Origin of the sequence: Nostoc sp. CMAA1605, assembly GCF_021596505.1 — a bacterium.
Classification (GTDB): Bacteria; Cyanobacteriota; Cyanobacteriia; order Cyanobacteriales; family Nostocaceae; genus Trichormus.
In genome coordinates, this window is the sequence record NZ_PJIZ01000015.1 from 93,089 (window position 1) to 107,297 (window position 14,209).

General features: G+C 38.4%; 14 protein-coding genes. 9 read left to right on the forward strand and 5 right to left on the reverse strand.

Features of this window, described 5'->3' with window-relative positions:
• Nucleotides 1–342: 342 nt before the first annotated feature.
• The 4 genes from CV014_RS08190 to CV014_RS08205 all read left to right on the forward strand — a co-directional run bounded on the left by CV014_RS08190 (nucleotide 343) and on the right by CV014_RS08205 (nucleotide 4,707).
• Nucleotides 343–1,872 (forward strand): pentapeptide repeat-containing protein, encoded by a 1,530-nt coding sequence (locus CV014_RS08190; RefSeq protein ID WP_236141582.1) that lies wholly within the window; start codon nucleotides 343–345, stop codon nucleotides 1,870–1,872.
• Between the two features lie 9 nt (nucleotides 1,873–1,881).
• On the forward strand, nucleotides 1,882–2,586 hold the full coding sequence (locus CV014_RS08195; RefSeq protein WP_236141583.1) for a TIGR04283 family arsenosugar biosynthesis glycosyltransferase: 705 nt from the start codon (nucleotides 1,882–1,884) through the stop codon (nucleotides 2,584–2,586).
• Nucleotides 2,587–2,707: 121 nt separating this feature from the next.
• A complete protein-coding gene (locus CV014_RS08200) occupies nucleotides 2,708–3,688 on the forward strand; it encodes an ABC transporter ATP-binding protein (RefSeq protein ID WP_236141584.1) in 981 nt (326 codons plus the stop codon).
• A 230-nt stretch (nucleotides 3,689–3,918) separates the two neighbouring features.
• A complete protein-coding gene (locus tag CV014_RS08205) occupies nucleotides 3,919–4,707 on the forward strand; it encodes an ABC transporter permease (protein ID WP_236141585.1) in 789 nt (262 codons plus the stop codon).
• 119 nt (nucleotides 4,708–4,826) lie between these two features.
• On the opposite strand, the gene CV014_RS08210 is transcribed toward CV014_RS08205, so the two are convergent.
• Nucleotides 4,827–5,531 (reverse strand): response regulator transcription factor, encoded by a 705-nt coding sequence (locus CV014_RS08210; protein ID WP_236141586.1) that lies wholly within the window; start codon nucleotides 5,529–5,531, stop codon nucleotides 4,827–4,829.
• Between the two features lie 608 nt (nucleotides 5,532–6,139).
• Between CV014_RS08210 and CV014_RS08215 the strand changes: the two genes are divergently transcribed.
• Both CV014_RS08215 and CV014_RS08220 read left to right on the forward strand, forming a co-directional pair.
• Nucleotides 6,140–8,452, forward strand: coding sequence for an NACHT domain-containing protein (locus CV014_RS08215; RefSeq protein ID WP_236141587.1), 2,313 nt, complete (start codon nucleotides 6,140–6,142; stop codon nucleotides 8,450–8,452).
• A gap of 146 nt (nucleotides 8,453–8,598) precedes the next feature.
• Nucleotides 8,599–9,054 carry a rhodanese-like domain-containing protein gene (locus tag CV014_RS08220; protein WP_236141588.1) on the forward strand — a complete coding sequence of 152 codons (456 nt, stop codon included), beginning with the start codon at nucleotides 8,599–8,601 and terminating at the stop codon, nucleotides 9,052–9,054.
• A 211-nt stretch (nucleotides 9,055–9,265) separates the two neighbouring features.
• Here CV014_RS08220 and CV014_RS08225 read toward each other — a convergent pair whose 3' ends face one another.
• From CV014_RS08225 to trpB, 4 genes are all read right to left on the reverse strand, one after another.
• Nucleotides 9,266–9,895, reverse strand: a complete 630-nt coding sequence (locus CV014_RS08225) for a ribonuclease H-like domain-containing protein (RefSeq protein ID WP_236141589.1) — start codon at nucleotides 9,893–9,895, stop codon at nucleotides 9,266–9,268.
• Between the two features lie 179 nt (nucleotides 9,896–10,074).
• The gene (locus CV014_RS08230; protein ID WP_236141590.1) at nucleotides 10,075–10,620 is read right to left on the reverse strand and encodes a CAP domain-containing protein; all 546 of its coding nucleotides are present in this window, start codon (nucleotides 10,618–10,620) and stop codon (nucleotides 10,075–10,077) included.
• A 160-nt stretch (nucleotides 10,621–10,780) separates the two neighbouring features.
• A complete protein-coding gene (locus tag CV014_RS08235; RefSeq protein WP_236141591.1) occupies nucleotides 10,781–11,494 on the reverse strand; it encodes a CAP domain-containing protein in 714 nt (237 codons plus the stop codon).
• A gap of 279 nt (nucleotides 11,495–11,773) precedes the next feature.
• Nucleotides 11,774–13,009 carry a tryptophan synthase subunit beta gene (trpB, locus tag CV014_RS08240; protein WP_236141592.1) on the reverse strand — a complete coding sequence of 412 codons (1,236 nt, stop codon included), beginning with the start codon at nucleotides 13,007–13,009 and terminating at the stop codon, nucleotides 11,774–11,776.
• A gap of 161 nt (nucleotides 13,010–13,170) precedes the next feature.
• On the opposite strand from trpB, the gene CV014_RS08245 reads away from it, so the two are divergent.
• The 3 genes from CV014_RS08245 to CV014_RS08255 all read left to right on the forward strand — a co-directional run bounded on the left by CV014_RS08245 (nucleotide 13,171) and on the right by CV014_RS08255 (nucleotide 13,969).
• Nucleotides 13,171–13,518 carry a translation initiation factor gene (locus CV014_RS08245; RefSeq protein ID WP_103137109.1) on the forward strand — a complete coding sequence of 116 codons (348 nt, stop codon included), beginning with the start codon at nucleotides 13,171–13,173 and terminating at the stop codon, nucleotides 13,516–13,518.
• Complete coding sequence (locus tag CV014_RS08250; protein ID WP_236141593.1) at nucleotides 13,519–13,740, forward strand: hypothetical protein; 222 nt, start codon at nucleotides 13,519–13,521, stop codon at nucleotides 13,738–13,740.
• A gap of 70 nt (nucleotides 13,741–13,810) precedes the next feature.
• Nucleotides 13,811–13,969 (forward strand): YqaE/Pmp3 family membrane protein, encoded by a 159-nt coding sequence (locus CV014_RS08255; RefSeq protein ID WP_103137108.1) that lies wholly within the window; start codon nucleotides 13,811–13,813, stop codon nucleotides 13,967–13,969.
• Nucleotides 13,970–14,209 lie beyond the last annotated feature (240 nt).

Here is a 14,209-nt window from a genome sequence, read left to right on the forward strand (position 1 = left end):
ATTTTATTAATTACTAAATGTATTTTACTGAACATAGTTGCAGCTATTTTAATGGGGACAATAGGTGCAATGATTTGTAAAAATATCTTTGTTGTGGAATCGCCAGATGATTGGATTGGGAACCTTTTTGCTGTCATAACAATTATATTTTGGACATTAATCACTTTAAGTAAGGGTTATGTACAATCTTTTTTGTCAACAGGATTATTAATATTATTTTCCAGTACAGTTATAGTCACAATTTTAAAATTTATAGGAATCTTAAAATCTGATGTAAATTTAGGAGTTTTATTAGGTACTATTATTTGGACATCTATTTTTATAATATGTTGTTTAATTACGATGTTATCACTAACTATATCTGACGTTTTGATCAACAGCAAATATCAAAAATTTGTTGATTTATTATATATATTAATAATTATCTTACTTGCTAGTTTTACGGCTGCTCAGTTGAATTATTCACTGTATGAAGATATTCATAAATTTAAATTAACTATCCCAACCCTATCAGTTAGTCAAATTAAGACTTTTGGAGTTTTATTAAGTGCATTTTTGGGCTTTGGTATAGTAATTTCCAGTGTACGAATAACTCATTTTCAAGCACCGCCTTGGCAAAATTTAGATTTTTTGAGAAATTGGGCGATCGCAATTGGTTCTTGGGGTGGAACTTCGTTTTACAATTTAGATTTAAGTAGTGTCAACTTTGAAAATGCCCAACTAGCTAATACAGACTTAAGGGCCCGAAAACTCTACCGCACCTGTTTTCAAGGTGTCACTGGACTAGAACGTGCTAGGGTAGATAGTCGATATTTAGACTTAAAACTCCCCAAAATCCAAAAACTCCTGACTCATGCTTGTTCAGAAGATCCAGACTTTAGTAATTTGAACCTAAGAGGGGCTTATTTGCAAAGGGCTGACTTGCGACGGATGAAGTTTATCGACACAAATTTAATCGGTGCTGACTTGCGAGATGCCGATTTACGAGGTAGTATTCTGGCTAATGCTCAAGTCATAGATGTTGACTTTACAAACGCCAATTTAACAGGGATTTGTATTCAAAATTGGAATGTCAACAGTCAAACTCGCTTTACTAACGTTCAATGTGATTATATATATCGCAAACTAGATGAAAAAGGCGAACCAATTGATCGTTATCCACTAGACCGCAACTTTGAACCTAGAGAATTTGAATCATTGTATCAGGAAGTAGGTAATATTGTAGAATTGGTTTTCAAAGAGGGGGTAAACTGGCGTGCTTTTGCATTTAGTTTGCAAAAACTGGAATTAGAAGATGAAAGTTTAGGATTACAACTCAAAGGAATTGAAAAGAAAGGTGATCTTTGGGTTGCTAAGGTGACTCACAATGAAAATATTTCTTCTCAGGAAGTTGAGCAACGTTTATATGATTCCTATGATGATCTGAGACAATTACTAGCTACTAAAGAACAACAGATTAACAGTTTACTAGGAATTGCTAGTAGTCAAGCAGAAGCGATTAAAGAATTTAGTAAGCGTCCCTTGGGTAACAGTTTTGTAATTAATGGTAGCACCATTACTAATTTAACTGGCTCTGGACAAATAGAATATAATGAAGCGGCAGAGCAAGTGCGGAGTATTGTGGCTAATAGTGATGCACCAATGCAAGTCTCAAATAAGGTACAGCATTTTTTGGCTCAACTCACAGGAAAAAGTGTGGCTACGACAACAGCAACTCAAGCGGAACTGATTAAACAATTACTCTTGCATGAAGCCGAAAAAGATAAAATTTTTAAGCAGCTTTTAATTTTACAAGGTCAACAAATAATTGATAATCTTGCAGAAGGAACTATTGCCAGTGCCATCAAAGAAGCGATCGCACAACTGCAATGATCATAAATCATGAGTCAAACTCTCACTGCAACCAAGATTTCCATTATTATTCCTACACTCAACGAAGCAGGGAATATCAAACAAACTATAGCCACGACTCAACCTAGCACGAATATAGAAATCATAGTCGTAGATGCAGGCTCTCAAGATGATACCGTAGCTATAGCTGAATCATTGGGTGTAAAAGTCATCTTATCTACTCCTGGGCGGGCTGTGCAAATGAATACAGGCGCGGCTGTGGCGAGTGGGGAGATTTTGCTGTTTCTCCATGCAGATACGCGCTTACCTCCAGGGTTTGACGACATGATTCGCACCAGTCTACAGCAAGTAGGAGTTAGAGCCGGGGCATTTACTTTACAAATAGATGCGTCTCCTTTCGCGTTAAGATTAGTAGAGTGGGGAGTAAAATGGCGATCGCACTTTTGGCAAATGCCCTACGGTGATCAAGCAATTTTTATTACCAAAGCTGTATTTCAAGAAATCGGCTGCTTTCCAGAACTTCCCATCATGGAAGATTTTGAGCTGATGCGACGCTTAAAACACCAAGGTAAAATAGTTATTTTAGCTACACCCGTCATTACTTCAGCCAGGAGATGGCTGCAAAAAGGTATCCTTCAAACTACACTCATCAATCAAATTATGATTATTGGTTATCTCTTTGGTGTAGCACCAGCACGACTGCGTAATTGGTATCGCCAAATCAAAATTATGTGACTAAGTGATTTTGTTAACTACTGATATCAGACTCCTATTTGATTTTTGAAAAAATAAGTATAATCGTACTACTTTCCCCAATATCTAATCCCATTACCTTCAATCATCAAATCGGATGACCATGTCAATTATTATTGCCGAAAATTTAAGTAAATCCTATCCTGTGGCAGTAAAAGAGCCGGGAATTAAAGGTACAATTAACCATTTTTTCCGTCGTGTTTATCGTTCCATTCATGCAGTTCAGGATGTTTCTTTTGAAATTGCGCCTGGGGAAGTTGTGGGTTTTTTAGGGCCAAATGGCGCAGGAAAAACCACCACACTTAAAATGCTCACCGGACTCATTCACCCCTCTGGCGGTACAGTCAGAGTCGCTGGTTATGTTCCTTTTTTGCGCCAAGAAGCATTTCTACAAAAAATTACCTTGGTAATGGGACAAAAACAACAACTACTTTGGGACTTACCAGCTATAGATTCCTTGAAAATTAATGCTGCTGTCTACAACATTTCTGATAAAGAATTTCAGCGACGGCTAGGAGAATTAACAGAAATGCTGGCCTTAGAAGATAAACTTAAACAGCCAGTGCGGAAACTGTCTTTAGGCGAACGGATGAAAGCTGAATTATTAGCAGCATTATTACACCGTCCCCATGTTTTATTTTTAGATGAACCCACCTTGGGGTTAGATGTCAATGCTCAAGTAGCAGTACGAGATTTTTTGCGAGAATACAATCAGCGTTATCAAGCGACTGTATTATTAACTAGCCACTACATGGCAGATATTACAGCTTTATGTCAACGTGTGCTGCTCATCCATCAAGGTAGACTTATGTATGATGGCAGCTTAGATGGACTTTTAGAACGTTTTGCCCCTTATAGAGAAGTTTATGTAGAATTAGCCCAAGCGTTACCGTTAGAAAAACTTCAACTTTATGGTGATGTGCAACATTTAGAAGGTCGTTCTGCGTGTTTTATGGTACAACAAGAAAATCTAACGCGCACAGTTACCCAGATTTTAACAGACTTAGAAGTGATAGATTTAACAGTTACAGAACCACCGATAGAAGAAGTCATTGGACGTGTTTTTCAGGCGGGAGTTGTGTAAACAAGTAGAACGACTGGAAAAAACAAACTATGTTAAACAATGTAAAAATACTAGAATTCAGTTCGTAGTAAGGACTTTAGTCCTTTTCTGTTCGCGGAGCATCTGTCTACGACACGCTACGCGAACGGAGAGAGAACTAAAGTTCTCACTACCAACCTTTAATTATTTACCTTGTTCTACTTAATTGAAAATACCCTACAGGAAGCTAAAGCTACAAAATTCAAATTTATATGAAAAGCATTATTAGAAAAGCACTGACTTTACTGACAGTTTATTACGCTTATATGGTGGAGTACCGAGCAGAACTGATTTTATGGGTTCTGTCTGGTTCTTTGCCGATTATTTTAATGGGGGTTTGGATTAAAGCTTCCCAAAGTGGACAGTTTGGTTTATCTTCTGTTGACTTTGCGCGTTATTTTTTGACAGTTTTTGTTGTCAGACAAATTTCCGTTGTTTGGGTAATTTGGGAGTTTGAAAGGGAAGTGGTAGAAGGTAAATTATCTCCCAAATTATTACAACCTCTAGATCCAGTGTGGCATCATGTCGCCTCTCATCTTTCAGAAAGAGTGGCTCGCATACCCTTTGCAATTATCTTAATATTCCTGTTTTTCTTTCTATATCCTCAAGCATTTTGGCTGCCTAATTTGGGTCAGGTGTTGTTATTTACCTTAGCTGTGAGTTTAGCTTTTATTTTAAGGTTTGTGATTCAATACACCTTTGCTATGTTTGCTTTTTGGACAGAAAGAGCTAATGCAATAGAGAATTTTTGGTTTTTATTTTATCTTTTCTTATCAGGTTTGATTGCTCCTTTAGAAGTTTTTCCCGCACCTATTCGAGAGGTAGTTTTATTTACACCCTTTCCATACCTCATTGATTTTCCCGCTAGTATTTTGGTAGGTCTGCCGGTAGATATAACAAGGGGATTTCTATCACTAATTGCCTGGATATTAATATTTTTAGGTGCAAATCGTTGGTTATGGCGTGCGGGATTAAAACGCTATTCTGGTATGGGAGCGTAATTAATAAACTCCATACAGTTTTGGCTGAGAAAAATAATCAAAAACAGGGAACACTAAATCAACAAATACAGAGTTTTATTCAAAAACACCGGATGAATTCAGATGAATTTTTCAGCATTTTATTCGGGGATTTCAAACTTATAACCGTAACCCCGCACAGTTTTGATAAACTCCGGCACACTAGTATCAGCTTCTAATTTTTTCCGCAACTGACCAATGTGAACATCAACTACCCTACCATCTCCCACATAGTCGCAACCCCAAATTTTTTGGATGAGTTGGGGACGACTCCAGGCTTGACCAGGATGACTAGCTAAAAAGTGTAAGATATTAAACTCTAAAGCTGTTAAGTTTAGGGGTTTATCATTTAGGGTGACTTCTCTACCATCTGGGTTAATTGCTAGTTGTTTGAAAATTAAACGTTGCGAGGGAGATGGTTTAATAGAACGAATGCGTCTTAAGAGTGCTTGGACTCTCACTTCAATTTCAGCGAGGCTGAAGGGTTTAGTAATAAAATCATCAGCACCAGCAGCCATGATTTTGATTCTGTCGTTTTCTTCTGTTCTCCCACTGAGAATCATCACTAAGACGTTATTCCGACTCTGCATTTCTTGGCACAGTTTATAACCACTTGTATCTGGTAAGTTCCAATCCAGAATTACTAAAGCAGGCTCAAACTGCTCAAATAACGCCAAAGCTGTTTTACCATCAGCAGCTGACTCGATTTGATACTTGCGACCTAGAAAGCGATATATCAGGTTACGAACACCAAAATCATCGTCTACAACAAGAATTTTAGGATTTGAAGCGGTCAGCGTCACCATATTGTTTTAGCCTTATGTTAACTTGGCAAGTTAATTAACTGTATAGAAAACAACGAATTGGGAATAAGTATTTTTAAATCTTAGATTTTGGATTCTAGATAACAAGCTAATCCAAAATCTAAAATCCAAAATTTTCTTGCCCAACGTCTATTTGTTTGTTCTGGTGTACACGGTTCATGATCGCCTACTTCTGCAATTACTTAAACTTACAGCCAGTTGTCGCTATGCACTGCCTCTGTACTACTGAACTACACTTAATTTTCCATTAAATTTCTCAAAACTTCAGCTATCATACTGCATACCAAATGTATGAGTTTTGTATGAGTTTGGTATGTTTTTATGCTTTGATGCTATAATTGATAATCTTCACAGTTAAGAGAAACTTTAAATTTCAGTGTGTTCCTCTACCCATCAATCATTCTCTAACTGCTGGTGGATGGCTGAAAATTTCCAGCCATTGAATCGTTTCAACTCAAAATCCATCTACCATACCCTACTCTGAAATATCCGATGAAGAATCTTTCTCAGGATATATACGAGTCTTTGTCCGGAGTGCGTCTACGTACAAGGCCATATCTTTAGCGTTTAATGAAATATTTTCTGGGAGTATGACAAGCCGAGGACTCAAAGCATCACCAGAAGGGATTAAAGCTGCAAAGACAGCTTTAACAGACAAAACCTTGAGTCAGCAAAAATTAGCCACAGCATTGGGTATCACACGCCAACCAGTATCTAAGTTTTTTGCGGGTGAACCTGTTTCTCGTAGTTGTTTTGTGCAAATTTGCCAACAACTAGGACTGTCTTGGCAACAAGTTGCTGGCATGGATTATTTTGATGTATCAGAAATTACATCTTCTCTGACTTCTCAAAAAGCTGATATCAATGCTTTAGTCGGCGAACTACGCCAAAAATGTCAAGAAAAAATTCAAGATCAGTGTAGTACGCTACAAATGCTAGATGTGGCACGAGCAGTACCGCTAGATGAAATTTATACTTCTGTGGAAGTTTTGCCAGAAGTAACTAGCCAAAAATGGCGTGATATTGCTGATTTCAAGGATAATTCAGCTTTGGATGGCAATAATAACTGCAATACATTACCAGGGTTAGAGGTTGTATTGCGATCGCCTAAGTTGATGTTACTAGGGAAATCTGGTTCTGGTAAGACTACATTTTTACAGTATTTGGCGATCGCTTGCAATCAAGGTAAATTTCAACCACATCTTGTTCCTGTGTTTGTGCGGTTAAAAGAATTTGCCGAAGATGCTCAAGATGAAGGGGAATTCAATCTTTTACAATACATCAGCCAAAGCTTAAATTGCTGTGATGTCGATGAGAAAGCCACTGTATCTATACTTAGTCGCGGCAGTGTCCTCATTATCTTAGATGGACTCGATGAAGTACCTTTAGAATATACAGATATAGTCACCAGAGAAATACGTAAATTTACTCAAATTTATTACAAAAATCAATTTGTTATTAGCTGTCGCATTTCTGCTTATAAATATCGGTTTCCTGGATTTACTGAAGTTGAGTTAGCAGATTTTAATGACAAACAAATAGAGATTTATGTTAAGAATTGGTTGGTTGTAGTTGCTCATCAATCTGTTATTGATGGAGAGACTAATAGTAAATTATTTCTTCAAAATCTCAATTTACCTGAAAATCAGCGCATTCGAGAATTAGCCAGAGTCCCTTTATTACTCCATTTAATATGTTTATCATTTCAGGCTAAGGGACAATTTACATATAACCTAGTCAATTTATATGAACAAGTCTTGAATGTTTTACTGTCTCGTTGGGATGAAACCAGAGGGATTAAGAGAGATGATTTTTATACTAACTTGAATTTGGGTAGTAAGAAAAAATTGATTGCTCACATTGCTGCTACCACCTTTACGAATGGAGAGTATTTTTTTGAACAAGAAAGAATTCAACAATTGCTATTTGAATTTTTACCGAATATCAATAATTCTAGCCTACAACAATCATTAACACCCTTAGACCACACATCAGCTTTACAAGGACTGATTTTTCAAGATAGCTTACTAGTAGAAAGAGCTAGGGGTATATATTCTTTTACCCATTTAGGTTTATTAGAGTACCTCACCGCTAGAGATATTTTAGGAAAGTCCTGTAACTTAGTTAATGAATCTTTAATTAATCACATCACCCAAGAGCGTTGGTATCATGTATTTTTGTTCATCACAAATATGCTTTGCAGGGCTGATGAAGCAATTATTTATATGAGCAATTATATTGCTGACATTGTAGCTAACGATGAACAAATACAAGCTTATCTTGCCTGGTTAAATCAAAAAGCACAGTTGGTAAAAACTAAAAATAATGCCAGTGCGGTACGTGCCTTTTATTTTGTTTGTAGTGTGGGTTTAGGTGATAGTGAAAATTATCTATTTGAGTGGGAGTTTTTAGGTAATTTAGCCTTTCAATCAGAATTAGCACTGGATGAACTGCTGTTTAATATTCTCAATTATGTTGATGATTTAAAATTAGCTTTTGGCAATAACTGTAGTTATACCCATATTTTTAATCAGGCTCGTCTCTTGAATATTACTTTTGACGAAGCCATTGATTTAGTAGGAGATGGAGAGTTTAAGCAAGAAATTTACCAGATTAAGAAACAATTACCTTGTACAGAAAGTAATCCTGAGAAATTTTATTTATGGTGGCAAATAAACTATCATCTTTGGCAAACCAGATTAAGAGATAATCTCATTAAATATCGAAATATTGGGCATGATTGGCAGTGGCGAGACTTACAATTAGAAAAATTAAAAAAATACCTGTATGCTAACAAATTAATCATCGATTGTTTGCGAAGTAAGGTAAATATTCAACAGGAACTAAAACAGCAAATAGAGGATAAATTATTTTTATCACTCACAGACAATCAACTGCAATAATCACTCGATTAAATAACAATCTAAACAGCTACATTATCATAAATCTATCTTGAGAATTTACCGTTGTTCATACCGTAGCCAGAGAACTGAAATCGAGATAATTAGGTAAATTGCAAATAATGCAATTAACAAGTAATAGTTAAGGTATGAATAATAATTTATTCGGTGGTGTAATTCCTCCACAACCCCCTGTAGAAGCAAGAACTGACGTTCATGTAGTTAAATCCCGTCTCGAATGGGGTGAGCCAGCTTTTACAATTTTGGATGTCCGCGATCGCCCCGTCTATAATGAAGGTCATATCATGGGTGCAATGACAATGCCAATAGATCAATTGGTAGATCGTGCTGTACCATCTTTAGATAAAAGCCGTGATATCTATGTCTACGGTGCAACAGAAGAACAAACCGCCGAAGCAGCAAGAATGCTTCGTTCGGCTGGTTTTGAACACATATCAGAACTAAAAGGCGGTTTAGCCGCATGGAAAGCAATTGGCGGCCCGACAGAAGGTATTATCGAATCCCAAACCCCCGCCGGCGCAGACGACTATAATGTTGTTGATCGCCTCAAAAATCATGTAGATACACAACAAAAGGATGTGTGATTAGTCAATAGTCAATAGTCAATAGTCAATAGTCATTAGTCATTAGTCATTAGTCATTAGTCATTAGTCATCAGTCATTAGTCATTAGAATTATCCAGGAATTAAACTTTAAATCTTGGCTGATATTGCCTATAGTTGATTTCCTAGATATGTTCTATCTAAAGGATATCGTTGACTGTTGACTATTGACTGTTGACTGTTGACTATTTGACTAATGCTCAAACAAATCTTTGAATTGTAATAAATCCAGAGCAACAATAGTGGGTAAAACTTGAAAGCATTGTTGAGCAAGTTCCCATCTATCTTCCCTTTGTAACATGGCAGTTAACTTCTGTTGCACACCAATTAAATAACGGACATCATTAGCAGCGTAACTCAGTTGAGCCTCAGATAAATTGCTGGCGTTACCCCAATCAGAACTTTGAGCAGATTTATCGAGTTCTACATTTTCTAACTCCTGCACTACATCCTTAAGTCCATGACGATTGGTGTAAGTACGCGCTAATTTACTAGCAATCTTAGTACAGAAAACTGGTTGCACATGAATGCCTAAATGGTGCCGTAACGTGGCAACATCAAACCGTGCAAAATGAAATATTTTGAGGATATTATCAGCTTCTAGCAGCGTCTTTAAATTGGGTGCTGCTGTTTGTCCTTTGGCTATGCGAATGGCTGTTACTTGGCCTTGGGAATTACACAACTGGACTAGACACAAGCGATCGCGCTGTGGTAACAATCCCATAGTTTCCGTATCAACAGCCAATACTTCCGATTGTAAATATTGGGATAACGCAGCGTCACTCAAATCGCGATCGCTTACTTGAAAATCTTGTAATGTCATGAATTACGTAAAATAATCTATGCAGTTAGACAATACATCATTATTGTGCAGAAAAGCCCCAATGCCGTCTAGTACAGCACTGCATAAATTCAGCCATCCCTGAAAATAGGCGAAAAACCAGCAAAATCAAGCTTTACTTCTTTCTTTTGCCTTTTACCTTTTTACTTTTGCCTTTCCCTCTAGGGAGTACGCAGAAAAATCTGTGTGAGATAAACTTCTCCTTTTTGGTTCGTAGCGACACCAATTCCTGTAAGATTGTAATTACCTTGGATATTCTTCAAGTGTCCTGGACTTTCTAACCAGCCAACCACAGCTTGATTAGCAGGATCATTGTATCCTCGATTAAAAGCGAGATTTTCCGCAGCACTCTTGTACCTCAAGGGAAGAGCGTAAACTCTCCTCTCAAATCCTTCATGACTAAATGGTGCTTTACCTCTAGCCATGTTGCGGCTGTGAATTCTAGCTTGGCGAGTGATGTTAGCATTTAAGGTTAGCCTTGGCAACTTTCTTGATACCCGATAACGATTAATTTGCTCAAACACTGATTTTTCTAAAGCAGTAGTTTGATAGCTGTTGGAAGTAGCCACTTGACGAGAAACAGTCGATAACGATTGCTCATTATTAGGTGACTGTGTAGACGTATGGCCTGGTATCGAAGGAGCAAGTAATACTCCAGAAAGGACAAGCGTACTTAAAGCGATGCCAAAAGCAGGTTGTCGGGACATGCGAAATTACTTTGTGTACATACTATAAGACCTATACTCTAACTTCTATATCCTGGAATATATAACAGGATACTTTTGAATATTTATTCAGTGGCGGGAGATAAAGGAATTTTAGATTTTGAATTATTCAATAGCAAAATCTAAAATTCCTTATTCTAGTTTATGAGCGCATGAAAATTTGTGTGAGATAAACTACACCTCGGCCATTGACTGCAACACCAATACCAGTCAAATTAGTATTGCTTTTGATGTTAGTCAGGTGTTCTGGACTGTTTAACCAGCCTTTTACAGCACTGGTTGCTGCGTCTCTATCTTGGTTGTAAGCAACATTTTCACCGGCGGTTTTATAAGCAATACCAGTTGCTTGAAATCTCTGTGTAGAACCCTGATGACTAAAGGGAACTTTACCGCTAGCCATATTTTGGCTATGAATTCTAGCCTGTTCATCAATAGCAGAATTGCGTGTAAGTGCCGGTAGATTTATGGAAGCTCTATATTGGTTGATTTGGTTAAAAACTGAATCTTCGATAGCAGCAGTATTCGAGTTAGATTTTCCACCAGAAGAACTGGGATTTGATGGTTCACTCGGAGAACCTTGATTTGGCTGTCCACCAGAAGAACCTTGATTTGATTGTCCACCAAAAGAGCCAGGATTTGATGTTCCTGGATTATATGGTCTTTGGGGAAAAGACTGTACAGGACGATTATACGGTCTAGGAGGACGATTATATTGTCCTGGGAAAAATTGTCCTAGAAGATAGGTAGTAGTTGTAGACTTTGACTGAACAGGTTGAGTTTTTAGGGAAACAGCACTTGCTCCACTGGCGAGAACAAAACTGCCTAAAGCAAGACTATAAATTGTCGTTCGGAGCATTTTTCCAGCCATGTAGTTGTTGCAACCATATAACCAGACCGTTATGGATTGCACAAACTCACTATGTGTCTATATATCTTTGGTTACAGTTACCTAACTACGAATATTCTCTGCTCACGTTTAAATTCTTAGTTTTTCATAAAAGAAAAGGCGATCGCCCAGGATCGCCCTCTATCATTAGAATGATATTTCCTAATTTTTGGTGGAAAATTGATTTTATTTTGTCATTTTCCACCTCAATTTTTTGAGACAAATTTATGTCTTGAGATAGATTTATTCTTAGGTTAAAAACTTAGCTACAGTTTGTACATCCTTGTCACCACGGCCAGAGCAGTTAATCACAATGCGGGGACTGCCACTAAGTTGAGGACATAGGGTTTCTAGATAGGCGATCGCGTGGGATGTTTCCAAAGCTGGTATGATTCCTTCTAGGCGAGATAATCTTTGGAATGCCTCCAAAGCCTCAGCATCAGTCACACTGTAGTATTCAGCACGACCAATATCTTTTAAATAGCTGTGTTCAGGGCCGACACCAGGATAATCTAACCCTGCACTAATAGAGTGTGCTTCCGTTACTTGTCCGTCTTCATCTTGCAACAGGTAACTCATCGCCCCATGTAATACACCAACTCGTCCTTTTGTCAAGGTAGCGGCGTGTTTTTCTGTATTTACACCTTCCCCAGCCGCTTCTACGCCTATCAACCTGATAGAAGGCTCATTGACGAACTCATAAAATAGTCCCATCGCATTAGAACCACCACCCACACAAGCCATGAGGATATCAGGTAAACCGCCCCATTTTTCCATAGCTTGATTGCGAGTTTCTTGACCGATGATCGCATGAAAATCGCGTACCATCATCGGGTAAGGATGGGGGCCTGCCACCGAACCTAAAATGTAATGTGTAGTTTCCACATTTGTCACCCAATCTCGGATAGCTTCAGAGGTAGCATCCTTGAGAGTACCAGTCCCAGCAGCAACCGGACGGACTTCAGCACCCATCAGCCGCATTCTAAACACATTCAAAGCTTGGCGTTCCATATCGTGAACACCCATATAAATCACACACTCCAAGCCAAAACGAGCGCAAACTGTAGCAGTTGCGACACCGTGTTGTCCTGCGCCTGTTTCCGCGATGATGCGCTGTTTACCCATGCGCTTGGCTAACAAGACTTGACCGAGAGCATTATTAATTTTGTGCGCGCCGGTGTGATTTAAATCTTCACGCTTCAGATAAATTTGTGCGCCTGTACCGTCTGGTCTAGCATAGTGAGCTGTTAGACGTTCCGCAAAATATAACGGTGTGGCGCGTCCTACATAGTCTGCTAAAAGTTGTTGGAGTTCAGCTTGAAAACTGGGATCATGGCGGTATTGCTGATAAGCTGCTTCTAACTCCGCTAAAGCAGGCATTAAAGTTTCCGGGACGTACTTACCGCCAAAGCGTCCAAAGCGTCCTTGAATATCGGGAACTTGAGTGGTAGAGGGAGAACTTGGAGAAAGGGGAGTGGTAGTCACGGAAATTACTTTTGTGATGAGATAGCTTCATTATTATATTGAAAGTCTGAAGCAGAGAGAATAGATTAGAGAAGTCGGAAGAGATATGTAATGTTAGTCTAGAATTTGATTCCTAGAAGCATCTGCGATCGCATCTCCAGTATTTTCCCACTAAAATTTTTATGTCTTCCTCCAATTCCAAGTCTGACAAAAAGCAATACGCCTACCGCGAATTTGGTCACGATAACCCCGCCGCCACAGAACGACCCACCCCAGAACTACCACCAAATCAACAAAACGTCAGAGTCCAAGCCACCCGCGCCGGACGTAAAGGTAAAACAGTCACAGTCATCACTGGGTTTCAAACTAAACCAGAAACCTTAGCTGATTTGGTCAAAAAGCTCAAAACCCAGTGTGGTACAGGTGGCACAGTTAAAGATAATGAAATTGAAATTCAAGGCGACCACAAGCAGAAAATTTTAGAAATTCTGCTTAGTCTAGGTTATAAAGCCAAAATTAGTGGCGGCTAGTTGGGGACTGGGGACTGGGGACAAGGTAGACAAGGTAGACAAGGTAGACAAGGTAGACAAGGTAGACAAGGTAGACAAGGTAGATTTTATTTCTTAACTCACCACTCAGCACCGGCTAAACGCCGCGCTACCGCTAACACAACTCAGCACTCACCACTTTCAAGCCAAAATCTACTAAAACAACTCACAAAAAAACAGTTAAATAAAATTCAGGAATCGTAACCTTTTCTAGAGTAGTTAAAACCAAGAACAAAAGACATCTTGATTAGCGTATCTTCACAGGGAGATTGATATGGATTTAGTGCGAATTCTGTGCGCGATTTTCTTCCCACCCTTGGGAGTATTTCTACAGGTAGGTATTGGTAAGGATTTTTGGATTAATATCTTGCTGACTATCTTTGGTTATATTCCAGGAATCGTTCATGCAGTGTGGGTAATTGCCAAGAAATAATTATACCAATTCGCAATTCGCAATGGACTAGCGTCCCGCTACGCTAACGCAATTCGCAATTCGTAATGGTTTTCAAGCTTTGCATCTGTTACGTAATTTTGGATAATTGGTATTAGGTGTTAGGAGTAGGCGGCTTTAGGTTTGATAATAGAGACATGGATAAAAACCTAAAGCCGCAAAATTTAGATTATTTCAACCTAAATTCATCAAATTTGACCACTTCAGAATCAGGCTTGCGGG

What these genes read in the sequence shown, in the direction of transcription:
- CV014_RS08190 (WP_236141582.1), top strand. Translation starts at nt 343, where the DNA reads ATGTTATCACTAACTATATCTGACGTTTTGATCAACAGCAAATATCAA.
- CV014_RS08195 (WP_236141583.1), top strand. Translation starts at nt 1,882, where the DNA reads ATGAGTCAAACTCTCACTGCAACCAAGATTTCCATTATTATTCCTACA.
- CV014_RS08200 (WP_236141584.1), top strand. Translation starts at nt 2,708, where the DNA reads ATGTCAATTATTATTGCCGAAAATTTAAGTAAATCCTATCCTGTGGCA.
- CV014_RS08205 (WP_236141585.1), top strand. Translation starts at nt 3,919, where the DNA reads ATGAAAAGCATTATTAGAAAAGCACTGACTTTACTGACAGTTTATTAC.
- CV014_RS08210 (WP_236141586.1), bottom strand. Translation starts at nt 5,531, where the DNA reads ATGGTGACGCTGACCGCTTCAAATCCTAAAATTCTTGTTGTAGACGAT.
- CV014_RS08215 (WP_236141587.1), top strand. Translation starts at nt 6,140, where the DNA reads ATGACAAGCCGAGGACTCAAAGCATCACCAGAAGGGATTAAAGCTGCA.
- CV014_RS08220 (WP_236141588.1), top strand. Translation starts at nt 8,599, where the DNA reads ATGAATAATAATTTATTCGGTGGTGTAATTCCTCCACAACCCCCTGTA.
- CV014_RS08225 (WP_236141589.1), bottom strand. Translation starts at nt 9,895, where the DNA reads ATGACATTACAAGATTTTCAAGTAAGCGATCGCGATTTGAGTGACGCT.
- CV014_RS08230 (WP_236141590.1), bottom strand. Translation starts at nt 10,620, where the DNA reads ATGTCCCGACAACCTGCTTTTGGCATCGCTTTAAGTACGCTTGTCCTT.
- CV014_RS08235 (WP_236141591.1), bottom strand. Translation starts at nt 11,494, where the DNA reads ATGCTCCGAACGACAATTTATAGTCTTGCTTTAGGCAGTTTTGTTCTC.
- CV014_RS08245 (WP_103137109.1), top strand. Translation starts at nt 13,171, where the DNA reads ATGTCTTCCTCCAATTCCAAGTCTGACAAAAAGCAATACGCCTACCGC.
- CV014_RS08255 (WP_103137108.1), top strand. Translation starts at nt 13,811, where the DNA reads ATGGATTTAGTGCGAATTCTGTGCGCGATTTTCTTCCCACCCTTGGGA.